This is a genomic window from Pseudomonas sp. B21-035, from assembly GCF_024748945.1.
Taxonomy (GTDB): domain Bacteria; phylum Pseudomonadota; class Gammaproteobacteria; order Pseudomonadales; family Pseudomonadaceae; genus Aquipseudomonas.
In genome coordinates this window covers 1,997,007-2,018,824 of record NZ_CP087179.1, presented here as the reverse complement: position 1 = coordinate 2,018,824, position 21,818 = coordinate 1,997,007, and the positions used below count along the sequence as shown (strand labels likewise).

At 59.6% G+C, this 21,818-nt stretch carries 15 protein-coding genes, 2 tRNA genes, 3 rRNA genes and 1 pseudogene; 11 read left to right on the top strand and 10 right to left on the bottom strand.

The features are described 5' to 3' along the window. Positions 1-8 precede the first annotated feature (8 nt). The 3 genes from LOY22_RS09260 (at position 9) to LOY22_RS09250 (ending at position 4,620) form a co-directional block, all read left to right on the top strand. The gene (locus LOY22_RS09260) at positions 9-1,631 is read left to right on the top strand and encodes an acyl-CoA synthetase (protein WP_045201348.1); all 1,623 of its coding nucleotides are present in this window, start codon (positions 9-11) and stop codon (positions 1,629-1,631) included. A 24-nt stretch (positions 1,632-1,655) separates the two neighbouring features. Next, positions 1,656-3,425: an acyl-CoA dehydrogenase C-terminal domain-containing protein gene (locus tag LOY22_RS09255; protein ID WP_258597173.1), complete on the top strand. Its 1,770-nt coding sequence runs from the start codon at positions 1,656-1,658 to the stop codon at positions 3,423-3,425. A 190-nt stretch (positions 3,426-3,615) separates the two neighbouring features. Continuing rightward, positions 3,616-4,620: a FecR family protein gene (locus LOY22_RS09250; protein WP_093385040.1), complete on the top strand. Its 1,005-nt coding sequence runs from the start codon at positions 3,616-3,618 to the stop codon at positions 4,618-4,620. 26 nt (positions 4,621-4,646) lie between these two features. Here LOY22_RS09250 and LOY22_RS09245 read toward each other — a convergent pair whose 3' ends face one another. Then, the gene (locus LOY22_RS09245; RefSeq protein WP_093385043.1) at positions 4,647-5,966 is read right to left on the bottom strand and encodes a Na+/H+ antiporter family protein; all 1,320 of its coding nucleotides are present in this window, start codon (positions 5,964-5,966) and stop codon (positions 4,647-4,649) included. A 269-nt stretch (positions 5,967-6,235) separates the two neighbouring features. Here LOY22_RS09245 and LOY22_RS27040 point away from each other — a divergent pair. From LOY22_RS27040 to LOY22_RS09230, 4 genes and pseudogenes are all read left to right on the top strand, one after another. Next, positions 6,236-7,525: pseudogene (locus LOY22_RS27040) on the top strand (HAMP domain-containing protein); the annotation flags it as partial. Between the two features lie 102 nt (positions 7,526-7,627). Next, positions 7,628-8,383 carry a methyl-accepting chemotaxis protein gene (locus LOY22_RS27035; protein ID WP_371128684.1) on the top strand — a complete coding sequence of 252 codons (756 nt, stop codon included), beginning with the start codon at positions 7,628-7,630 and terminating at the stop codon, positions 8,381-8,383. Positions 8,384-8,487: 104 nt separating this feature from the next. After that, positions 8,488-9,474: an ABC transporter substrate-binding protein gene (locus tag LOY22_RS09235; RefSeq protein WP_093385051.1), complete on the top strand. Its 987-nt coding sequence runs from the start codon at positions 8,488-8,490 to the stop codon at positions 9,472-9,474. Next, positions 9,471-10,322 carry a proline/glycine betaine ABC transporter permease gene (locus LOY22_RS09230; protein WP_093385054.1) on the top strand — a complete coding sequence of 284 codons (852 nt, stop codon included), beginning with the start codon at positions 9,471-9,473 and terminating at the stop codon, positions 10,320-10,322. The genes LOY22_RS09235 and LOY22_RS09230 overlap by 4 nt, the downstream gene beginning before the upstream one ends. A 5-nt stretch (positions 10,323-10,327) precedes the next feature. On the opposite strand, the gene LOY22_RS09225 is transcribed toward LOY22_RS09230, so the two are convergent. From LOY22_RS09225 to LOY22_RS09210, 4 genes are read right to left on the bottom strand one after another with little or no spacing between them, the layout of a single operon-like run. Continuing rightward, positions 10,328-11,647: a sensor histidine kinase gene (locus tag LOY22_RS09225; RefSeq protein WP_093385059.1), complete on the bottom strand. Its 1,320-nt coding sequence runs from the start codon at positions 11,645-11,647 to the stop codon at positions 10,328-10,330. Next, the gene (locus LOY22_RS09220) at positions 11,644-12,312 is read right to left on the bottom strand and encodes a response regulator transcription factor (protein ID WP_045201340.1); all 669 of its coding nucleotides are present in this window, start codon (positions 12,310-12,312) and stop codon (positions 11,644-11,646) included. Before LOY22_RS09220 ends, LOY22_RS09225 begins: the two co-directional genes overlap by 4 nt. Continuing rightward, the gene (locus LOY22_RS09215) at positions 12,312-12,626 is read right to left on the bottom strand and encodes a PepSY domain-containing protein (protein WP_093385064.1); all 315 of its coding nucleotides are present in this window, start codon (positions 12,624-12,626) and stop codon (positions 12,312-12,314) included. Before LOY22_RS09215 ends, LOY22_RS09220 begins: the two co-directional genes overlap by 1 nt. Beyond that, positions 12,626-12,934 carry a PepSY domain-containing protein gene (locus LOY22_RS09210; RefSeq protein WP_093385069.1) on the bottom strand — a complete coding sequence of 103 codons (309 nt, stop codon included), beginning with the start codon at positions 12,932-12,934 and terminating at the stop codon, positions 12,626-12,628. Before LOY22_RS09210 ends, LOY22_RS09215 begins: the two co-directional genes overlap by 1 nt. 159 nt (positions 12,935-13,093) lie before the next feature. On the opposite strand from LOY22_RS09210, the gene LOY22_RS09205 reads away from it, so the two are divergent. Then, positions 13,094-14,176 carry a patatin-like phospholipase family protein gene (locus tag LOY22_RS09205; RefSeq protein ID WP_258597168.1) on the top strand — a complete coding sequence of 361 codons (1,083 nt, stop codon included), beginning with the start codon at positions 13,094-13,096 and terminating at the stop codon, positions 14,174-14,176. 49 nt (positions 14,177-14,225) lie between these two features. Then, positions 14,226-14,582 (top strand): 6-carboxytetrahydropterin synthase QueD, encoded by a 357-nt coding sequence (gene queD, locus LOY22_RS09200; RefSeq protein ID WP_010226613.1) that lies wholly within the window; start codon positions 14,226-14,228, stop codon positions 14,580-14,582. Between the two features lie 124 nt (positions 14,583-14,706). Here queD and rrf read toward each other — a convergent pair. The 5 genes from rrf to LOY22_RS09175 form a co-directional block, all read right to left on the bottom strand. After that, positions 14,707-14,822, bottom strand: a 5S ribosomal RNA gene (gene rrf, locus LOY22_RS09195). A gap of 134 nt (positions 14,823-14,956) precedes the next feature. Continuing rightward, positions 14,957-17,846: ribosomal RNA gene (locus LOY22_RS09190) — 23S ribosomal RNA — on the bottom strand. Positions 17,847-18,068: 222 nt separating this feature from the next. Then, positions 18,069-18,144: transfer RNA gene (locus LOY22_RS09185), tRNA-Ala, on the bottom strand. Positions 18,145-18,154: 10 nt separating this feature from the next. Beyond that, positions 18,155-18,231: transfer RNA gene (locus tag LOY22_RS09180), tRNA-Ile, on the bottom strand. A gap of 85 nt (positions 18,232-18,316) precedes the next feature. Beyond that, positions 18,317-19,853, bottom strand: a 16S ribosomal RNA gene (locus LOY22_RS09175). Together the 16S, 23S and 5S rRNA genes with 2 tRNA genes alongside form the textbook arrangement of a ribosomal RNA operon. A 596-nt stretch (positions 19,854-20,449) precedes the next feature. Here LOY22_RS09175 and rhtA point away from each other — a divergent pair. Together rhtA and LOY22_RS09165 are read left to right on the top strand one after the other, a co-directional pair. After that, positions 20,450-21,337: a threonine/homoserine exporter RhtA gene (rhtA, locus tag LOY22_RS09170; protein WP_258597166.1), complete on the top strand. Its 888-nt coding sequence runs from the start codon at positions 20,450-20,452 to the stop codon at positions 21,335-21,337. 185 nt (positions 21,338-21,522) lie between these two features. Beyond that, complete coding sequence (locus LOY22_RS09165) at positions 21,523-21,804, top strand: hypothetical protein (protein WP_045202036.1); 282 nt, start codon at positions 21,523-21,525, stop codon at positions 21,802-21,804. Positions 21,805-21,818: the final 14 nt, after the last annotated feature.

Genomic DNA, 21,818 nt, shown 5'->3' with positions numbered 1-21,818 from the left:
ACGACCTCATGTCGATTTTCTCCCAGGGCCTGGCGCCCGCCCCTGTCAATCATGTTGCCTTGAGCCCCTTGAGTTTCATCGAGCGTACCGCCGCCGTCTATGGCCAGTACCCGGCAGTGATTCATGGCGCGATCCGCCGTAACTGGCAACAGACCTATGAACGTTCGCGCCGCCTGGCCAGCGCCCTGGCCGGGCGCGGTATCGGCCAGGGCGATACGGTGGCGGTGATGCTGCCGAACATTCCGGCCATGCTTGAAGCGCACTTTGGCGTGCCGATGATCGGCGCCGTGCTCAACGCCCTCAACGTGCGCCTGGATGCCGAAGCGATTGCCTTCATGCTCGAGCACGGCGAAGCCAAGGTGCTGATCACTGACCGCGAATTTCACAAGGTCATCGAAGCGGCCCTGGCGCTGATGAAATACCCGCCGCTGGTGATCGATGTCGATGACCCGGAATACGGCGAAGGCCAGGCGGTCAGCGACCTCGACTACGAGGCGTTTCTGGCTGAAGGCGACCCCGAGTTCGCCTGGCACTGGCCCGAGGACGAATGGCAGGCGATCTCGCTGAACTACACCTCCGGTACCACCGGCAATCCCAAGGGCGTGGTCTACCACCACCGCGGCGCCTACCTCAATGCCCTGGGCAACCAGATGACCTGGGCCATGGGCAACCATCCGGTGTACCTGTGGACGTTGCCGATGTTCCACTGCAACGGCTGGTGCTACCCCTGGACCGTCACCGCCCTGGCCGGCACTCATGTGTTCCTGCGCCGGGTCGACCCGCAGAAGATTCTTACCCTGATCCGCGAGCACCAGGTCAGCCACCTGTGCGGCGCGCCGATCGTGCTCAATGCGCTGATCAACATGCCCGAGTCGGCCAAGGCAGCGATCGATCACCCGGTCAATGCCATGGTTGCCGGTGCGGCGCCACCGGCCAAGGTCATTGGTGCGGTGGAAGAAATGGGCATCAAGGTCACCCACGTCTATGGCCTGACCGAAGTCTATGGCCCGGTGACCGTCTGCGCCTGGCACGCCGAGTGGGATGAGCAACCGCTGGCTGAACGGGCGCGGATCAAATCGCGCCAGGGCGTGCGTTACCCGACCCTCGAAGGCCTGATGGTCGCCGACCCGCAAACCCTGGAGCCGGTGCAACGCGACGGCAACACCCTGGGCGAGATCTTCATGCGCGGCAACACGGTAATGAAGGGCTACCTGAAAAACCCCGAAGCCACCAGCGAGGCCTTCCGAGGCGGCTGGTTCCACACCGGCGACCTGGCCGTTTGGCATGCCGACGGTTACGTCGAGATCAAGGACCGGCTCAAGGACATCATCATTTCCGGTGGCGAGAACATCTCTACCATTGAAGTCGAAGACACCCTGTACAAACACCCGGCAGTCCTCGAAGCCGCCGTGGTCGCCCGCCCGGATGAAAAGTGGGGTGAAACCCCTTGCGCCTACATCACCCTCAAGGCCGGCTGCGAGGCCACCCGCGAAGCCGAGATCATCGCCTTTTGCCGCGAGCACCTGGCCGGCTTCAAGCTACCGAAGACCGTGGTATTCAGCGAGTTGCCGAAGACCTCCACCGGCAAGATCCAGAAGTACCTGTTGCGCGACTGGGCCAAGGCGCTCTGACCCCCTTTGACAGCGAGAACTGCCATGCCTGAATTCAATGCTCCCCTGCGCGACATGCGCTTTGTCCTTCATGAAGTGTTCCATGGCCCGGCGCTGTGGGCGCGCCTGCCGACCCTGGCCGAGCGGGTCGATGCCGACACCGCCGATGCCATCCTCGAAGAGGCGGCAAAAATCACCAGCCAGCTGATTGCCCCGCTCAACCGCAGCGGCGATGAACAGGGCGTGGCCTTCGAGGCCGGTGGCGTGCGCACCCCGGACGGCTTTCGCCAGGCCTGGCAAACCTACCGCGACGGTGGCTGGGTGGGCCTGGCCGGTAATCCTGAGTTTGGCGGCCTGGGCATGCCGAAGATGCTCGCGGTGCAGTTCGAAGAAATGCTCTATGCCGCCAACTGCAGCTTCAGCCTGTACTCGGCCCTGAGCGCCGGCTGCTGCCTGGCGATCGACGCCCACGCCAGCGAAGCACTCAAGGCCAGTTACCTGCCGGCGCTGTACAGCGGCCAATGGGCCGGCACCATGTGCCTGACCGAGCCCCATGCCGGCACTGACCTGGGGATCATTCGCAGCAAGGCCGAGCCCCAGGCCGATGGCAGCTACAAGGTCAGCGGCACCAAAATTTTCATCACCGGCGGCGACCAGGACCTGACCGAGAACATCATCCACCTGGTGCTGGCCAAGCTGCCGGATGCGCCGGCCGGGCCCAAGGGCATCTCGCTGTTCCTGGTGCCCAAGCGCCTGGTCAATGCCGACGGCAGCCTGGGCGCCAGCAACGCGGTGAGCTGCGGTTCGCTCGAGCACAAAATGGGCATCAAGGCCTCGGCCACCTGCGTGATGAACTTCGACGGCGCCAGCGGCTACCTGATCGGTGAACCCAATCGCGGCCTGGCGGCGATGTTCACGATGATGAATTACGAGCGCCTGTCGATTGGCATCCAGGGCATTGGCTGCGCCGAGGCCTCGTACCAGAACGCCGCCCGCTATGCCTGTGAGCGCCTGCAAAGCCGCGCGGCCAGCGGCGCCCAGAACAAGCAGCAGATTGCCGACCCGATCATCGTCCACCCGGATGTGCGGCGCATGTTGCTGACCATGCGCGCCCTCACCGAAGGCGGGCGCGCCTTCGCCACCTATGTCGGCCAGCAACTGGATATCGCCAAGTACGCCGAAGACGCCGATGAACGCAACGCGGCGCAACGCCAGGTGGCCTTGCTGACGCCGGTGGCCAAGGCCTTTTTCACCGACAACGGCCTGGAAAGCTGCGTGCTCGGCCAGCAGGTGTTCGGCGGCCACGGCTACATTCGCGAATGGGGCCAGGAGCAACTGGTGCGGGATGTGCGCATCGCGCAGATCTACGAAGGCACCAACGGTATCCAGGCCCTGGACCTGCTCGGGCGCAAGGTGGTGGCCGATGCCGGCCAGGCGCTGGCGGCCTTTGCCGCGCAGATTCGCCAGTTCAGCGAAAGCGAACCGCCGTTTCGTCAACCATTGCTCGAGGCCCTGGCCCGGCTTGAAAACATCAGCCAGTGGCTGTGCGAGCAAGCGCGCCACGACCCGAATGCCATCGGCGCGGCCTCTGTGGAGTACCTGCAGCTGTTCGGCTACGTTGCCTACGCCTACATGTGGTCACGCATGGCTGCGGTCGCCCGCGATGCGCTGGTTCAGGACCCTGCCTTCTACGGTGCCAAGTTGGCCAGCGCCGGGTTCTTTTTCGAACGCCTGCTGCCACGCACCCTGTCGCTGCACGCGAGCATTCGCGCCGGCAGTGCTTCATTGTTCGAGCTGGATGCCGCGCAGTTCTGAAAACAACCTGCGCCGCTGCTCAGTGGCGCAGGCCTACCTTTCGTCTGTGATTTTGTAGGTAATCATTGTCAGATCCGCGGTTTTACGGGGTTTTGACGGTAAAAAATCTTACAACTGATAGTCATTCGCCATTATCTCGGTTCTCGCCCGCCTACCCTGCAAGGTAGAATGGACAAAACCGGGAGTTTCAATGAACCACACCAGTCTCAGCGACGCCGAACACGATGCCATCACCGATGCCGCCGCACAGTGGTGCCTGCGCCTGCAAGCTGAAGACTGTACCGCCGCCGAGCGACGCGCGTTCGAGCAATGGCTGAAAGCCCACCCGCTGCACCTGCAGGAATATCAGGCGATGGTCGAGATCTGGCAAACCGCCGATCACTTGCCACGCAGTTTCCCGGACAACGTCGTAGCGCTGCCTCGACCGCAGCGCAGCCAATGGCAACGGTTGGCCAGCGCCGCAGCCATCGCCCTGGTCGCCCTGCCAGCCGGCGCCTGGATCGGTTGGGAACAAGGCTGGCTGCCCAATAGATACCAGTCCCTGGAGACCGGCGAGCGGGTCAATCGCGTAGTGCTCAGTGATGGCAGTGAAGTCGAACTCAACCTCAATACCGAACTGCGCTTCACCAACTACAAGGATGAGCGCCGGGTAACCCTGGTCAGGGGCGAGGCGTTCTTCAAGGTCCGTCACGACAGCCAGCACCCGTTCGTGGTGCACGCGGCCAATGGCTGGACGCGGGTCACCGGCACCCAGTTCAACGTGTGGAAGTACGATGACCAGGTCAAAGTCACCCTGGTCGAAGGCTCGGTGCTGGTCAGCAGTGACGGCAACGCCAGCGACAGCAGCTATCGTCTTGGCCCGGGCATGCAGGCCAGCTACAAGGCCGGCGACTATGAGCCACGTCTGGACCAGACCGCCAACCAGGACAACAGCCTGGCCTGGCGTACGGGCAAGCTGATCCTCGACAACCAGAGCCTGGCCCAGGCCCTGCCGATGATCAACCGCTACCTGGAAAAACCGCTGCTGCTGGCCGATACCGGTACCGGCAGCATCCGCATCAGCGGCATCTACAACACCAGCGAGATCAAGCGCCTGGTCAGCACCCTGCCCAAGGTGCTGCCGGTGTACCTGACCCAGAACAAGAACGGCAACATGGTGCTCAACCGCATCTCGCCGCCGCCCGCCAAAGGCTGAGCCTTGCGCTCAGCCCTCGCCCTGCCCTAGAGCATCATCGCCGCCAGCCAACCGAACGCCAGCAACGGCAGGTTGTAGTGGATGAAAGTCGGTACCACAGTGTCCCAGATATGATGATGCTGGCCGTCGACGTTCAGCCCCGAGGTCGGCCCCAGGGTCGAGTCCGAGGCAGGTGATCCGGCATCGCCCAGAGCACCGGCGGTACCGACGATGCACACCGTGGCCACAGGATCAAAGCCCAGCTGTACGCACAGCGGCACGAAGATCGCTGCCAGGATCGGCACGGTGGAGAACGACGAGCCGATGCCCATGGTCACCAGCAGGCCCACCAGCAGCATCAGCAGTGCGCCGACGCCCTTGCTGTGGTTGATCCAGGACGCCGAGGTCTCGACCAGGGTCTTGACCTCACCGGTGGCCTTCATCACCTCGGCAAAGCCCGAAGCGGCGATCATGATGAAGCCGATCATGGCCATCATCTTCATGCCTTCGGTAAACAGGTCGTCGGTGTCTTTCCAGCGCACGATGCCCGACACCGAGAAGATCAGAAAGCCGGCCATGGCACCGATAATCATCGAGTCCAGCCACAGCTGGATGATGAACGCCGCCGCAATGGCAAAGCCCGCCACCAGCAGGGTCAGCGGGTTGTAGCTGACCGCCACCTGCTCGACCTGTTCGATTTTCTCCAGGTTGTACACGCGCTTTTTGCGGTAGCTGATGAACACCGCCACCAGCAAGCCGAAGAGCATGCCCGCAGCCGGGATGGCCATGGCATGGGTAACGTTGACGCCGCTGACATCCACACCGCTGCGGCTGACGTTGGCCAGAAGGATTTCATTGAGGAAGATATTGCCGAAACCCACTGGCAGGAACATGTACGGGGTGATCAGGCCGAAGGTCATCACACAGGCCACCAGGCGCCGGTCGATCTGCAGCTTGGTCAGCACGTACAGCAGGGGCGGCACCAGCAACGGAATGAAGGCAATGTGGATGGGCAGGATGTTCTGCGAGGAAATCGCCACCACCAGCAGCAGGCCGATCAGTAACCACTTGACCTTGCCGCCTTCGCCATGGCCTTGGCGATCGACCATGGCCAGGGCGCGGTCGGCCAGGGCGTGGGCCATGCCCGACTTGGCGATGGCCACGGCGAAGGCGCCGAGCAAGGCGTACGACAACGCCACCGTAGCACCGCCACCCAGCCCGCCATTGAACGCCTTGAGCGTGCCTTCGATGCCCAGACCACCCACCAGGCCACCGGCCAGGGCGCCGATGATCAGGGCAATCACCACATGCACACGGGACAGGCTCAATATCAGCATGATGCCGACCGCGGCAATTACTGCATTCATTCTGTAACCTCTAGAAACCAGACAAAAAGCGACCGATCCGGCGACAGACTGCCCGCGAGCAGTGGCCGAACGACAGGTATTTTTATGGGAGGGCGCACACTTTGAAGCAGCCCCCCGCACTTGTCAAAAAAAGGCCTTGGCGACCTGCGACAACGTGTCGCTTGAATAGACGAAAACGACGCATTTCAATTGAACGTTTGAATAAAGAAAACGGCATCGCGGCCGACATAGTCGGCAGCCTCAATCTTTCAGGATCAAAGGACTTCGCCATGTCGTTCAGACAACTTTCCATTCAGTGGAAGATCACCCTGCTGGCCGGCCTGTGCCTGGCCGGCATCGTCACCCTGCTGGTGGGACTCTCGCTGTATCGCATGGAGCACAGCACGCAACTGGTCAAGGCCAGCAGCATGCAGATGCTCACCGAAGCGGCCCAGGGGCGCATTGAATCCCAGGGTGAAGTCCAGGCACTGAACATCCGTCGCCAGTTCATGGACGCCTACCAGTACGGCGCCGGCTTCTCGCGCCAGGTGCTGTTTTTGCGCGAGCAGGCCGAAAAACGCTTCCTCGATGCCTTCGACCTGCGCGAAGACATGACCCGCCAGGTGCGCGCGGCCCTGCAGGCCAACCCCGAGCTGCTCGGCCTGTCGCTGGTGTTCGAGCCCAACGCGCTGGACAACAAGGACGCGTTGTTCGTCGACCAGAAAGACCTGGGCAGCAACGAGAAAGGCCGCTTCGCCCTGTACTGGTCGCAACCGACCCCGGGCCAGCTGACCTCGATGGCGCTGCCCGAACGCGACATGAATGACACCAGCATCGGCCCCAGCGGCGAGCCGGCCAACACCTGGTCGGTATGCCCGCGCACCACCGGCAAGGTCTGTGTGATCGAGCCCTACTTCTATGAGATCAACGGCCAGCAGGTGCTGATGACCAGCATCGTGTTCCCGCTGAAGGCGGCCGACAAAGTCATCGCCACCCTGTCCATCGACATCAATCTCAACAGCCTGCAGGCCATGAGCCAACAGGCCAGCCGCAACCTCTACCAGGGCCAGACCCAGGTCGGCATCCTCAGCCCCGTGGGCCTGCTGGCCGGCTACAGCCCGGACGCCAGCAAGCTGGCCCAGCGCTTTGACCAGGTCGATAGCGAAAAAGGCGCCGAACTGATCCGCCTGCTCGGCGACAGCACGCCGCTGCACAGCATCCACCACAATCAGCGCCTGAAAGTGCTGGCCTCGTTTGCGCCAATACCTGGCGGCAAGCCCTGGGGCGTGCTGCTCGACGTGCCGGAAAGCGCCCTGACCGGCCCGGCCGAAGCCCTCAAGCAAGAGCTCGACCAGCGCAACACCAGCGGCACCCTGATGGAATTGGGCCTGGGCCTGCTGGCGGCCATCGTCGGCTTGTTGCTGATCTGGTTGATGGCGCGCACCGTGACCCGGCCGATCCTTGGCGTGGCGGCGATGCTCAAGGACATCGCCAGCGGCGAAGGCGACCTGACCCGGCGCCTGACCTACGACAAGCGCGACGAACTGGGCGAACTGGCCGGCTGGTTCAACCGTTTTCTCGACAAGCTGCAACCGACCATTGCCGAGGTCAAGCGCTCGGTCCAGGCCGCCCGCGATACCGCCGACCAGTCTTCGGCCATCGCCACCCAGACCAGCGCCGGCATGGAGCAGCAGTATCGCCAGGTCGACCAGGTGGCCACCGCTTCCCATGAGATGAGCGCCACCGCCCAGGACGTCGCCCGCAGCGCTGCGCAAGCCGCCCAGGCCGCCCGCGACGCCGACCAGGCGACCCGCCAGGGCCTGGCGGTGATCGACCGTACCACCAGCAGCATCGACACCCTGGCTGCCGACATGAGCACCGCCATGAGCCAGGTCGAGGGCCTGGCCGAGAACAGCGAGAAGATCGGTTCGGTGCTGGAAGTAATCCGCTCGATTGCCGAGCAGACCAACCTGCTGGCCCTCAACGCCGCCATCGAGGCCGCGCGTGCCGGTGAAGCCGGCCGTGGTTTTGCCGTGGTTGCCGACGAGGTGCGCAACCTGGCGCGCCGGACCCAGGAGTCGGTAGAAGAAACCCGCCAGGTCATCGAACAGCTGCAAGCCGGTACCCGCGACGTGGTCGGCGCCATGGACAGCAGCCATCGCCAGGCCCAGGGCAGCGTCGAACAGGTCGGCCAGGCAGTCACCGCCCTGCAGCAGATCGGCAATGCGGTCACGGTGATCAGCGACATGAACCTGCAGATCGCCAGCGCCGCCGAAGAACAGAGCGCGGTGGCCGAAGAAATCAACAGCAACGTGGCGACCATTCGTGATGTCACCGAATCGCTGTCGGAACAGGCCAACGAATCGGCGCGGGTCAGCCAGTCGCTCAACAGCCTGGCCAACCAGCAGCAGGGGCTGATGGATCAGTTCCGGGTGTGAAAACTTCACGGGGCAAGCCTGCTCCTATTCATCTGTAGGAGCGGGCTTGCCCCGCGATCGGTCTACTACACTTGCCGGACTCCCTACCCTGCGAGCGAGGCACAATGAAGCCGATCACCACCTTGCTGGCCAGCGCCTTCCTGGCGCTGGGCCTGGTCACCTCAAGCGACGCCGCCGATAAATCCACGCCCATTCGCTTTGGCGACATCACCTGGGAAAGCGGCAGCCTCACCACCGAAATCCTGCGGCTGATTGTCGAAAAAGGCTACGGCTACCCCACCGATACCCTGCCCGGCAGCACCGTGAGCATGGAAGTGGCGCTGGCGCGCAACGACATCCAGGTCATCGGTGAGGAATGGGCCGGCCGCAGCCCGGCCTGGATCAAGGCCGAGCAGGCCGGCCAGGTGTTCAGCATCGGCGATACGGTGAAGAACGCCGATGAGGGCTGGTATGTGCCGGCCTACGTGATCAAGGATCTGGCGCCAAAGCTGCGCTCGGTGGCCGACCTCAAACAGTACAAGGCCGTGTTCAAGGACCCTGAGTCCCCCGACAAGGGCCGCTTCCTCAACAGCCCCAGCGGCTGGACCTCCGAGACCGTCAACAGCCAGAAGCTCAAGGCCTACGGGCTGGACCAGGACTACGTGAACTTTCGCAGTGGCTCGGGCGCGGCGCTCGATGCTGAAATCACCTCGGCGATCCGCCGCGGCAAGCCTGTGTTGTTCTACTACTGGAGCCCTACCCCGCTGATGGGCCGCTACGAACTGGTGCGCCTGGAAGAACCCGCTTTCGATGCCCAGGCCTGGAAGACCCTGACCGATGCCAGCAACCCCAACCCACAAGGCACGCGCTCACTGCCGGCGAAATTGTCGATTGGTGTTTCGGCGCCATTCAAAAAGGACTATCCCGAACTGGTCGAGTTCTTCGCCAAGGTCGACCTGCCCATCGATACCCTGAACAAGACCCTGGCGCAGATGAGCGAAAAGCGCGAGTCACCCAAGGATGCCGCGCTCAGGTTCATGCGCGATTACCCTGGTATCTGGAAAGCCTGGCTACCCGCCGAAGTGGCGAGCAAGGTCGAGGCAGGCCTGTGAGTGGAGGTTTTCCCGAAGCGCTGCACTACTCCTTTGCCGATGCCGTTAACCGTTTTGTCGATTGGTTGGTGCTGGCTTACGGCGACCAGCTGCGCAACGTTTCCGATGGCTTGCTGCAGGTGCTGGTTGGCCTCGAGAACCTGCTGCGCCTGGCGCCCTGGTGGCTGTTGCTGGTGATTGTCGCGCTGATGACCTGGCACGCCAGCCGCAGCATCACCCGCGCCCTGGTGCTCAGCGGCCTGTTGTTTCTGATCGGCGTGGTCGGCCTGTGGGACAAGCTCCTGCAGACCTGCGCACTGGTGCTGGTGAGCACCGGCCTGTGCGTATTGATCGGCGTCCCGCTCGGCATCCTCCTGGCCAGCCGACCGTTGGCGCGCAAGCTGCTGATGCCGGTGCTCGATGTCATGCAAACGCTGCCCAGCTTCGTCTACCTGATCCCGGTGCTGATGCTGTTCGGCCTGGGCAAGGTACCGGCGATCTTCGCCACCTTGATCTACGCCCTGCCGCCGTTGATCCGCCTGACCGAACTGGGCCTGAGCCAGATCGACCCGAGCCTGACCCAGGCGGCCCACGGCCTGGGCGCCAGTCGCTGGCAGCGGCTGCGGCGGGTGCAACTGCCGCTGGCGCTGCCGAGCATCATGGCCGGGCTCAACCAGTCGGTGATGATGGCGCTGTCGATGGTGGTGGTCGCTTCGATGATTGGTGCGCGCGGCTTGGGCGAGGATGTGCTGGCAGGAATTCAGACGCTCAATGTCGGCAAGGGTGTGGAGGCCGGGTTGGCGATTGTGGCGCTGGCGATGGTGATCGACCGGATCAGTCAGGCGTATGGGCAACCGCGGCGGGGCTAGCGATGCTATCTGACCCTGCGCGGCAGCTCGATGCTGACCCGCAAGCCACCCAGCGGGCTCTCAAGCAGACGCATCTGCCCGCCCCAGGCTTCGACGATATCGCGCACGATGCCCAGGCCCAGGCCGTGGCCATCGACCTGCTCGTCAAGCCGGGTACCGCGCTCAAGCACTTGTTCACGAGCCGCCTGCGGAATACCGGGGCCGTCATCATCGATCCACAGGCAATAGCGTTGCGGCTGTTCTTCGATGCTCAACTGCACCTCGCTGTCGGCCCATTTGCAGGCATTGTCCAGCAGGTTACCCAGCAGTTCGAGCAGGTCTTCGCGGTCCCAGGGCAGGAGCAAACCGGGCGGCACCTGCTTGCTCAACTCCAGGCCTTCGCCATGGATCATGCCCAGGGTCGACAGCAGCCCGGGCAGCTCGGCATCGCAATCAAACTGCGCGCCCGGCAACGCATCGCCAGCCAGCCGCGCGCGATTGAGCTCACGGCTCAGGCGCTGCTGGATCTGCTCGAGCTGGTCGCGCAACTGGGCACGGACTTGCGGCAGGTCTTTGAGGCGTTCGCTGGAGGCCAGGCTGAGCAGCACCGCCAACGGTGTCTTCAGCGCATGCCCGAGGTTGCCCAAGGCATTGCGTGAACGACGCAGGCTGTCTTCGGTGTGGGCCAGCAAGTGGTTGATCTGTGCGACCAGGGGCTCAAGCTCGGTAGGCACCTGAGTATCGAGCTGCGAACGCTGGCCTTGCTGCAGTTGGGCGATCTGTTCGCGGGCGCGCTCCAGCGGCCGCAATGAGCGGGTCACGGTGATGCGTTGCAGTACCAGGATCAATAACAGTGCGACCAGGCCCAGCCCCAGGCCGATCTGCTGCATGCGCCTGAAGCCATCGCGCACCGGGGTATAGTCCTGGGCGACGCTGATGGAAATCGCCTGGCCCAGGCGCCGGTAATCGGCCCGCAGCACCAGCAGTTGCTGGCCTTCCGGCCCCAGCTCCAGGCCGGCGTGCAGCCCCGGGGTTTGCGGCGCCGGCATGTCCATGTCCCACAACGAACGCGAGCGCCAGTTGCCGCCGTCAAAATCGATGCGAAAGTAATAGCCGGAAAACGGCCGCTTATAGGCCGAGGAAATCCGCCGTTCATCCAGTTCAAGGCCGGTCTGGCCGCGTACCAGGGCCACCAGCAGGTTTTCGCTCTCCTTGCGCAGACCGGTCTCCAGGTAGCGCTGCAGGCCAGCCTCGAACAGCCACAGGCTGATCTGCGCCAGGGCCAGCCCGACCAGCACCAATACCGCAATCAGGCCAAGGCTCAGGCGTGCCTGAATCGACTTCACTCGCAGCTCCCGGCATAGCGATAACCCTGGCCACGGCGGGTTTCGATCACGCTACGGCCGAGCTTGCGGCGCAGGTGATTGACGTGCACTTCGAGAACGTTGGAATCGCGCTCGGTCTCACCGTCGTAGAGGTGTTCGGCGAGGTGGCTTTTCGACAGGATCTGTTGCGGGTGCAACATGAAGTAGCGCAACAGGCGAAACTCGGCAGCGGTGAGCTGGATGTCGACGCCGGCGCGGGTGACGCACTGGCGGCCTTCGTCCAGCTGCAGGCCGGCGGCTTCAAGGGTCGGCTGGTTGGCCAGGCCGCGGGCACGGCGTAGCAGCGACTGGATGCGCAGCTGCAGCTCTTCTGGATGAAACGGCTTGCTCAGGTAATCATCGGCACCGGCCTTGAGCCCCTCGATACGCTCGGCCCACGAGCCGCGCGCGGTGAGGATCAGCACCGGTGTCACCAGCCCCGATGCCCGCCACTGGGCCAGCACCTCAAGCCCCGGCAAGCCAGGCAAGCCGAGGTCGAGAATAATCAGGTCATAGGGTTCGCTGCTGCCCTGGTAGACCGCATCCCTGCCGTCGGCCAGCCAGTCGAGCGCATAGCCCTGGCGTTGCAGGCTCTGGGTCAGTTCATCCGCCAGCGGCACGTTGTCCTCGACCAGTAACAGGCGCATCAGTCATCTTCCTCGTCTTTGAGCAGCGCTCCATTGGTAGCGTCGAGCTTGATCTCGCGTACCACGCCTTCAGGGGTCAGCAATTCGACCTCGTACTCATACCTGTCGTGTTTCTCTTCCAGCTCCGCTTCCAGCAGTTTCGCCCCGGGGTAACGCCCCAGGGCGGACTGCAGCAGTTGCTCAAGCGGCAGGATCACGCCCTGCTGACGCAATTGCAGGGCTTCATCCTGATCGAGGTCGCGGGCCGAAGCCAGCGAGCAGAGGGCCAACAGCGCGATGAGAAGTGTCTGTGCTGTTCGCGATCGAACGGTCATTAGTTATCCCGGGCATCCTTGAGGATTTCACCGGTCTTGGCATCCATGTCGACATCCCACTCGACATTCTGAGCGTCACGCAGTTCGACCTTGTAGATGTAGCGGCCGTACTCGTCTTCCAGCTCGGAATCGGTGACGGTTGCGCCTGGGTGCTTGGCTACTGCGGCGGCCTTGAGTTCGTCCAGAGACTTGATGGTCTTGGCGTTGACCAGTTTTACGACCTCGTCAGGCTGTACATCTTTAGCCATTGCAACGTTGGCGCTCAGGGCAAGGGCAGCAGTGGCGAACAGGGCAGTCAAAGTTTTCATGGTGTCTCTCCGTTGAGATCAAAAATGTTTCTACGGGGCCTAGAGTACCCAACCGAACTTAATTGAAGCTGAAAACAACTGGCGACATGATAGCGCAGCCCTGCCCCACTTCCGGAGCGCTGTTCTTTATAATTACCGGCTCAAGACAGCGAGGCCCGTATGAGTGCAATCCATATCAAGTACCCGGCGCTGACGCTCAAGGCCGGCAATCGCGCCTTGCAGCGCATCCGCGAGCGTGGATTACAGGCTGCCGATGTGGGTGTGCTGCCGGGTGCAGCTGGGGGGCCCAAGGCCCTCGGCATACAAGGCCTGGACCTGGCGTTGTTCGGCCATTGGTTGCCCAGCGCACCTCGTGAGCGGGCGTTGATCGGCGCATCCATCGGCTCCTGGCGCTTTGCCAGCGCCTGCTTGCCCAACCCCGCCCAGGCCCTGCAGCGCCTGGGCCAGCTGTACACCGAACAGGACTTTGCCAAGGGCGTGACCCAGGCCGAAGTCAGCCGCAGCTGCGAGCGCATGCTCGATAAACTGCTCGAAAACCGCGACGCACAGATACTCGCAAGCCCGGGCTACCGCCTGAACATCATGGTGGTCAAAAGCCATGGCCTGCTTGCTGACGATCACCACGCGCGCCTGGGCATGGGCTTGTCATCGGTCATCGCTGACAACCTGATTGGCCGTGCACGCCTGTCGCGGCACTTCGAGCGAATCATCTTGCACGACGCCCGCAGCGCTCCGCCATTGCAGCCACTGACGGACTTCCCCTCGCGCTGCCTGCCACTGGATGTTGCCAATTTGCGCCATGGCCTGCTGGCCTCGGGGTCGATCCCGATGGTCATGCAAGGCGTACGCGATATTCCGGGTGTCGGTCAGGGGACCTATCGAGATGGCGGCTTGCTGGACTATCACCTCGACTTGCCCTACTCCGGCGACGACCTGGTGCTCTACCCGCACTTCACCGACAGGGTCATCCCCGGCTGGTTCGACAAGGCCCTGCCGTGGCGCCGTGGGGATACCCAGCGCTTGCGCAATGTGCTGCTGCTTGCGCCTTCGCCGCAGTACCTGGCCAGCCTGCCCTACGGCAAGCTGCCGGATCGTAGCGATTTCAAGCGCTTCATGGGCGATGCGGGCAGCCGTCAGCGTTATTGGCACAAGGCAATGGCTGAAAGCCAGCGCCTGGGCGACGAGCTGCTCGAACTGATAGAAACCGGCAAGCTGCACACGCATCTGCAACCACTGAAGTAACCATGCTGGTAAACTGGCAGCCAGCATTGGTTTACAGAGTCAAGATATCGTGGAAATTTTCAAAGAGTTTACGTTCGAATCGGCCCACCGCCTGCCTCACGTGCCTGAAGGGCACAAGTGCGGTCGCCTGCATGGCCATTCGTTCAAGGTTGCCCTGCACCTGACCGGCCCGCTCGATCCACATACCGGCTGGATCCGCGACTTCTCCGAGATCAAGGCGATCTTCAAGCCGCTGTACGAACAACTGGACCATAACTACCTGAACGACATTCCAGGCCTGGAGAATCCGACCAGCGAAGTGATCGCCAAGTGGATCTGGGACCAGGTCAAGCCGCTGCTGCCAGAGCTGTCCAAGGTGCGCATTCACGAGACCTGCACCAGTGGTTGCGAGTACTACGGCGACTGAGTCGGCGAAGGAAGCGAACAAACCACCCTGCGGGGTGGTTTTTTTTGGCTGGCATTTTATCCAGCTGGGCGCTGAAAAGACAAAACCCCTACCTGCATATGCAGATAGGGGTTTCGGAATTTAATCTTGACGATGACCTACTCTCACATGGGGAAACCCCACACTACCATCGGCGATGCATCGTTTCACTGCTGAGTTCGGGATGGGATCAGGTGGTTCCAATGCTCTATGGTCGTCAAGAAATTCTGTTGCCAGAAGGTCTTGTTAGACACTCCAGCGAATCGGGTATGTGATGTTTGTGAGTTACAAATCTTCGGCTGTGCAGTCTTCACAACACCGCAATCTGGCTTTCGCTCAAATTGCTTGGGTGTTATATGGTCAAGCCTCACGGGCAATTAGTATTGGTTAGCTCAACGCCTCACAGCGCTTACACACCCAACCTATCAACGTCGTAGTCTTCGACGGCCCTTCAGGGAGCTCAAGGCTCCAGTGAGATCTCATCTTGAGGCAAGTTTCCCGCTTAGATGCTTTCAGCGGTTATCTCTTCCGAACATAGCTACCCGGCAATGCCACTGGCGTGACAACCGGAACACCAGAGGTTCGTCCACTCCGGTCCTCTCGTACTAGGAGCAGCCCCTCTCAAATCTCAAACGTCCACGGCAGATAGGGACCGAACTGTCTCACGACGTTCTAAACCCAGCTCGCGTACCACTTTAAATGGCGAACAGCCATACCCTTGGGACCGGCTTCAGCCCCAGGATGTGATGAGCCGACATCGAGGTGCCAAACACCGCCGTCGATATGAACTCTTGGGCGGTATCAGCCTGTTATCCCCGGAGTACCTTTTATCCGTTGAGCGATGGCCCTTCCATACAGAACCACCGGATCACTAAGACCTACTTTCGTACCTGCTCGACGTGTCTGTCTCGCAGTCAAGCGCGCTTTTGCCTTTATACTCTACGACCGATTTCCGACCGGTCTGAGCGCACCTTCGTACTCCTCCGTTACTCTTTAGGAGGAGACCGCCCCAGTCAAACTACCCACCATACACTGTCCTCGATCCGGATAACGGACCTGAGTTAGAACCTCAAAGTTGCCAGGGTGGTATTTCAAGGATGGCTCCACGCGAACTGGCGTCCACGCTTCAAAGCCTCCCACCTATCCTACACAAGCAAATTCAAAGTCCAGTGCAAAGCTATAGTAAAGGTTCACGGGGTCTTTCCGTCTAGCCGCGGATACACTGCATCTTCACAGCGATTTCAATTTCACTGAGTCTCGGGTGGAGACAGCGCCGCCATCGTTACGCCATTCGTGCAGGTCGGAACTTACCCGACAAGGAATTTCGCTACCTTAGGACCGTTATAGTTACGGCCGCCGTTTACCGGGGCTTCGATCAAGAGCTTCGCGTTAGCTAACCCCATCAATTAACCTTCCGGCACCGGGCAGGCGTCACACCCTATACGTCCACTTTCGTGTTTGCAGAGTGCTGTGTTTTTAATAAACAGTCGCAGCGGCCTGGTATCTTCGACCGGCATGGGCTTACGGAGCAAGTCCTTCACCCTCACCGGCGCACCTTCTCCCGAAGTTACGGTGCCATTTTGCCTAGTTCCTTCACCCGAGTTCTCTCAAGCGCCTTGGTATTCTCTACCCAACCACCTGTGTCGGTTTGGGGTACGGTTCCTGGTTATCTGAAGCTTAGAAGCTTTTCTTGGAAGCATGGCATCAACCACTTCGTCGCCTAATGGCAACTCGTCATCAGCTCTCGGCCTTAAGATCCCGGATTTACCTAAGATCTCAGCCTACCACCTTAAACTTGGACAACCAACGCCAAGCTGGCCTAGCCTTCTCCGTCCCTCCATCGCAATAACCAGAAGTACAGGAATATTAACCTGTTTTCCATCGACTACGCTTTTCAGCCTCGCCTTAGGGACCGACTAACCCTGCGTCGATTAACGTTGCGCAGGAAACCTTGGTCTTTCGGCGTGGGAGTTTTTCACTCCCATTGTCGTTACTCATGTCAGCATTCGCACTTCTGATACCTCCAGCAAGCTTCTCAACTCACCTTCACAGGCTTACAGAACGCTCCTCTACCGCATCACCTAAGTGATACCCGTAGCTTCGGTGTATGGTTTGAGCCCCGTTACATCTTCCGCGCAGGCCGACTCGACTAGTGAGCTATTACGCTTTCTTTAAAGGGTGGCTGCTTCTAAGCCAACCTCCTAGCTGTCTAAGCCTTCCCACATCGTTTCCCACTTAACCATAACTTTGGGACCTTAGCTGACGGTCTGGGTTGTTTCCCTTTTCACGACGGACGTTAGCACCCGCCGTGTGTCTCCCATGCTCGGCACTTGTAGGTATTCGGAGTTTGCATCGGTTTGGTAAGTCGGGATGACCCCCTAGCCGAAACAGTGCTCTACCCCCTACAGTGATACATGAGGCGCTACCTAAATAGCTTTCGAGGAGAACCAGCTATCTCCGAGCTTGATTAGCCTTTCACTCCGATCCACAGGTCATCCGCTAACTTTTCAACGGTAGTCGGTTCGGTCCTCCAGTCAGTGTTACCTAACCTTCAACCTGCCCATGGATAGATCGCCCGGTTTCGGGTCTATACCCAGCGACTAAACGCCCTATTAAGACTCGCTTTCGCTACGCCTCCCCTATTCGGTTAAGCTCGCCACTGAATATAAGTCGCTGACCCATTATACAAAAGGTACGCAGTCACCTAACAAGTAGGCTCCCACTGCTTGTACGCATACGGTTTCAGGATCTATTTCACTCCCCTCTCCGGGGTTCTTTTCGCCTTTCCCTCACGGTACTGGTTCACTATCGGTCAGTCAGTAGTATTTAGCCTTGGAGGATGGTCCCCCCATATTCAGACAAAGTTTCTCGTGCTCCGTCCTACTCGATTTCATGACTAAGAGATTTTCGCGTACAGGGCTATCACCCACTATGGCCGCACTTTCCAGAGCGTTCCGCTAATCTCAAAGCCACTTAAGGGCTAGTCCCCGTTCGCTCGCCACTACTAAGGGAATCTCGGTTGATTTCTTTTCCTCAGGGTACTTAGATGTTTCAGTTCCCCTGGTTCGCCTCTTGCACCTATGTATTCAGTACAAGATACTCAGCTTATGCTGAGTGGGTTCCCCCATTCAGAGATCTCCGGATCAAAGTCTGTTTGCCGACTCCCCGAAGCTTATCGCAGGCTACCACGTCTTTCATCGCCTCTGACTGCCAAGGCATCCACCGTATGCGCTTCTTCACTTGACCATATAACCCCAAGCAATCTGGTTATACTGTGAAGACAACATTCGCCGAAAACTTGTAATTACTCACAAATTTTACCTTAGCCTGAACACACACCAGTGAAAGTGCTGTCCAGTCTATCTTTCTATCACATACCCAAATTTTTAAAGAACGATTCTGAAAAAGTTCAGAAATCAATATTCGATACGAATATTCATTTCTAAGCTTTGACACGGTAGCAAGGGGTGGTGGAGCCAAGCGGGATCGAACCGCTGACCTCCTGCGTGCAAGGCAGGCGCTCTCCCAGCTGAGCTATGGCCCCAACAAGAAACTGGTGGGTCTGGGCAGATTCGAACTGCCGACCTCACCCTTATCAGGGGTGCGCTCTAACCAACTGAGCTACAGACCCAGTTAAGAGCTGTTACCGATATCGTCTTCTTCAATGAATCAAGCAATTCGTGTGGGAGCTCATAAGACAGCTGATGTCTGTCGATTAAGGAGGTGATCCAGCCGCAGGTTCCCCTACGGCTACCTTGTTACGACTTCACCCCAGTCATGAATCACACCGTGGTAACCGTCCTCCCGAAGGTTAGACTAGCTACTTCTGGTGCAACCCACTCCCATGGTGTGACGGGCGGTGTGTACAAGGCCCGGGAACGTATTCACCGCGACATTCTGATTCGCGATTACTAGCGATTCCGACTTCACGCAGTCGAGTTGCAGACTGCGATCCGGACTACGATCGGTTTTGTGAGATTAGCTCCACCTCGCGGCTTGGCAACCCTCTGTACCGACCATTGTAGCACGTGTGTAGCCCAGGCCGTAAGGGCCATGATGACTTGACGTCATCCCCACCTTCCTCCGGTTTGTCACCGGCAGTCTCCTTAGAGTGCCCACCATAACGTGCTGGTAACTAAGGACAAGGGTTGCGCTCGTTACGGGACTTAACCCAACATCTCACGACACGAGCTGACGACAGCCATGCAGCACCTGTGTCAGAGTTCCCGAAGGCACCAATCCATCTCTGGAAAGTTCTCTGCATGTCAAGGCCTGGTAAGGTTCTTCGCGTTGCTTCGAATTAAACCACATGCTCCACCGCTTGTGCGGGCCCCCGTCAATTCATTTGAGTTTTAACCTTGCGGCCGTACTCCCCAGGCGGTCAACTTAATGCGTTAGCTGCGCCACTAAAATCTCAAGGATTCCAACGGCTAGTTGACATCGTTTACGGCGTGGACTACCAGGGTATCTAATCCTGTTTGCTCCCCACGCTTTCGCACCTCAGTGTCAGTATGAGCCCAGGTGGTCGCCTTCGCCACTGGTGTTCCTTCCTATATCTACGCATTTCACCGCTACACAGGAAATTCCACCACCCTCTGCCCTACTCTAGCTTGCCAGTTTTGGATGCAGTTCCCAGGTTGAGCCCGGGGATTTCACATCCAACTTAACAAACCACCTACGCGCGCTTTACGCCCAGTAATTCCGATTAACGCTTGCACCCTCTGTATTACCGCGGCTGCTGGCACAGAGTTAGCCGGTGCTTATTCTGTCGGTAACGTCAAAATACTCACGTATTAGGTAAGTACCCTTCCTCCCAACTTAAAGTGCTTTACAATCCGAAGACCTTCTTCACACACGCGGCATGGCTGGATCAGGCTTTCGCCCATTGTCCAATATTCCCCACTGCTGCCTCCCGTAGGAGTCTGGACCGTGTCTCAGTTCCAGTGTGACTGATCATCCTCTCAGACCAGTTACGGATCGTCGCCTTGGTGAGCCATTACCTCACCAACTAGCTAATCCGACCTAGGCTCATCTGATAGCGCAAGGCCCGAAGGTCCCCTGCTTTCTCCCGTAGGACGTATGCGGTATTAGCGTTCCTTTCGAAACGTTGTCCCCCACTACCAGGCAGATTCCTAGGTATTACTCACCCGTCCGCCGCTGAATCGAAGAGCAAGCTCCTCTCATCCGCTCGACTTGCATGTGTTAGGCCTGCCGCCAGCGTTCAATCTGAGCCATGATCAAACTCTTCAGTTCAATACTGCTTGGGTTTTGAGAAAACCCTAAACTTGGCTCAGCAATCTCAAATGACTTACTTTCAAATCTTTCGATTTTCGTGTAGCCACTTGTGATGCTGATAATCTTTTTGACTATCAGTCTGAGCTCACAAGCACCCACACGAATTGCTTGATTCAGTTGTTAAAGAGCGGTTGGTTAAGAGCCTTTCGTCTCAACCGAGGCGCGCATTCTACGCTTTCCTCAGAGCCTGTCAAGCGTTTATTTTGAAGTTTTTCGTTTCACTTCAAACACTTGACTCGCTGCGATCTCTCGTAGCGGGAGGCGAATTCTACAGCGTTTCAAACCGCTGTCAACTGCCTTTTTCACCGCTGCCGATCTTTCGATCGAAGCCCCTCCGGATGACCCTGGAACCGCTAACTCTTTGAAACTCAAGGAGCTTTCAGTTCAGACTGCGCCGGAAGTGGGGCGAATTATAGAGAGATTAAATCGGACGTCAAGGGTTAATTCAGAAAACCCCGAACAAAAGAATAATGAGCAGTATATTGCTCATTATTGGGCCTTTGCGCATCATAGTCTGCCCGCGCTAGTACCTATATAAGGAATGCCCTCCCGCAATGAATAGCCAACCCCGCAGCCTGGCCGCCACTCTCTTCCCTATTGGCTTGCTGCTGATCGCCATGGCCTCGATCCAGTCCGGGGCCTCGCTGGCCAAGAGCATGTTCCCGGTAGTGGGCGCACAAGGCACCACCACCCTGCGCCTGATCTTTGCCAGCATCATCATGCTGTTGCTGCTGCGCCCCTGGCGCGCCAGGCTCAGTGCCAGCACCCTGCGCACCGTGATCATCTACGGTATGGCCCTGGGCGGGATGAATTTCCTCTTCTATATGTCGCTGCGCACCGTGCCACTGGGCATTGCCGTCGCCTTGGAGTTTACCGGCCCGCTAGCCGTCGCCCTGTACGCGTCGCGACGGGTCGTGGATTTTCTCTGGATCGGCCTGGCGGTAATTGGTTTGCTGCTGTTGATTCCGATCGGCCAGACCAGCGCCAGCATCGACCTGGTTGGCGCAGGCTACGCACTGGGCGCCGGCGTGTGCTGGGCGCTGTACATTCTATATGGGCAAAAGGCCGGTGCCGAGAACGGCATCCAGACCGCCGCCCTGGGCGTGATGATTGCCGCGCTGTTCGTCGCCCCCATCGGCATAGCCCATGCCGGTAGCGCGCTGCTCACCCCATCACTGCTGCCTATCGCCCTGGGCGTTGCGATACTCTCCACAGCCCTGCCCTACAGCCTGGAAATGGTCGCCCTGACACGCATGCCCGCCCGGACCTTCGGCACCTTGATGAGTATCGAACCCGCGTTCGGCGCACTATCAGGCTTGCTGTTCCTGGGCGAAGTGCTGACCGTAGCGCAATGGCTGGCTATTGCCGCAATCATTACCGCCTCAGTTGGCGCCACCCTGTCACTGCGCAAGGAACGCCCGGCGCTGGTTGCCGCTGACTGATTTGAGAAATATTTGCATTTAAATAGACGCTGGTCATTGTGCCGGACTTCCACCATCTTTAAGCTGTCATATAACGTCAACCTTAAAGATATCTAATTGACAAGACAGGGACGCGAAGAGGCATCAGGGACGAAGCACGGGAAATTAGACACGGGCGGTAGACCCGGTACGCATTAAGGACAGGAATGAAACGAATTTTGCTCATCCTAGCCATTTTGGCCATCGCGGGGTGTGCGGCGACGGCGAGCACCGAAGTCAAACGAGGCAAGAAAGGCCTGCACATCAACTGCTCTGGCCTGTCTTCATCTTGGGACAAATGCTACGCCAAGGCCGAAGCCTCCTGCGGCAGCAAAGGCTATAAAGTCATTGCCCGTTCAGGTGACGGCGATGCCGAGCCCGGTGACTATCCTTTTGGCCTCAACCCTGCTGGCTACACCAGCCGCAGCATGATCGTCATCTGCAAGTAAGCTGATCAAAAAAC

Coding starts and splice junctions, on each gene's coding strand:
- rhtA (WP_258597166.1), top strand. CDS start 20,450: ATGAATAGCCAACCCCGCAGCCTGGCCGCCACTCTCTTCCCTATTGGC.
- LOY22_RS09260 (WP_045201348.1), top strand. CDS start 9: ATGTCGATTTTCTCCCAGGGCCTGGCGCCCGCCCCTGTCAATCATGTT.
- LOY22_RS09210 (WP_093385069.1), bottom strand. CDS start 12,934: ATGAAAACTTTGACTGCCCTGTTCGCCACTGCTGCCCTTGCCCTGAGC.
- LOY22_RS09215 (WP_093385064.1), bottom strand. CDS start 12,626: ATGACCGTTCGATCGCGAACAGCACAGACACTTCTCATCGCGCTGTTG.
- LOY22_RS09245 (WP_093385043.1), bottom strand. CDS start 5,966: ATGAATGCAGTAATTGCCGCGGTCGGCATCATGCTGATATTGAGCCTG.
- LOY22_RS09255 (WP_258597173.1), top strand. CDS start 1,656: ATGCCTGAATTCAATGCTCCCCTGCGCGACATGCGCTTTGTCCTTCAT.
- LOY22_RS09220 (WP_045201340.1), bottom strand. CDS start 12,312: ATGCGCCTGTTACTGGTCGAGGACAACGTGCCGCTGGCGGATGAACTG.
- LOY22_RS09205 (WP_258597168.1), top strand. CDS start 13,094: ATGAGTGCAATCCATATCAAGTACCCGGCGCTGACGCTCAAGGCCGGC.
- LOY22_RS09235 (WP_093385051.1), top strand. CDS start 8,488: ATGAAGCCGATCACCACCTTGCTGGCCAGCGCCTTCCTGGCGCTGGGC.
- LOY22_RS09165 (WP_045202036.1), top strand. CDS start 21,523: ATGAAACGAATTTTGCTCATCCTAGCCATTTTGGCCATCGCGGGGTGT.
- LOY22_RS27035 (WP_371128684.1), top strand. CDS start 7,628: ATGGAGCAGCAGTATCGCCAGGTCGACCAGGTGGCCACCGCTTCCCAT.
- LOY22_RS09250 (WP_093385040.1), top strand. CDS start 3,616: ATGAACCACACCAGTCTCAGCGACGCCGAACACGATGCCATCACCGAT.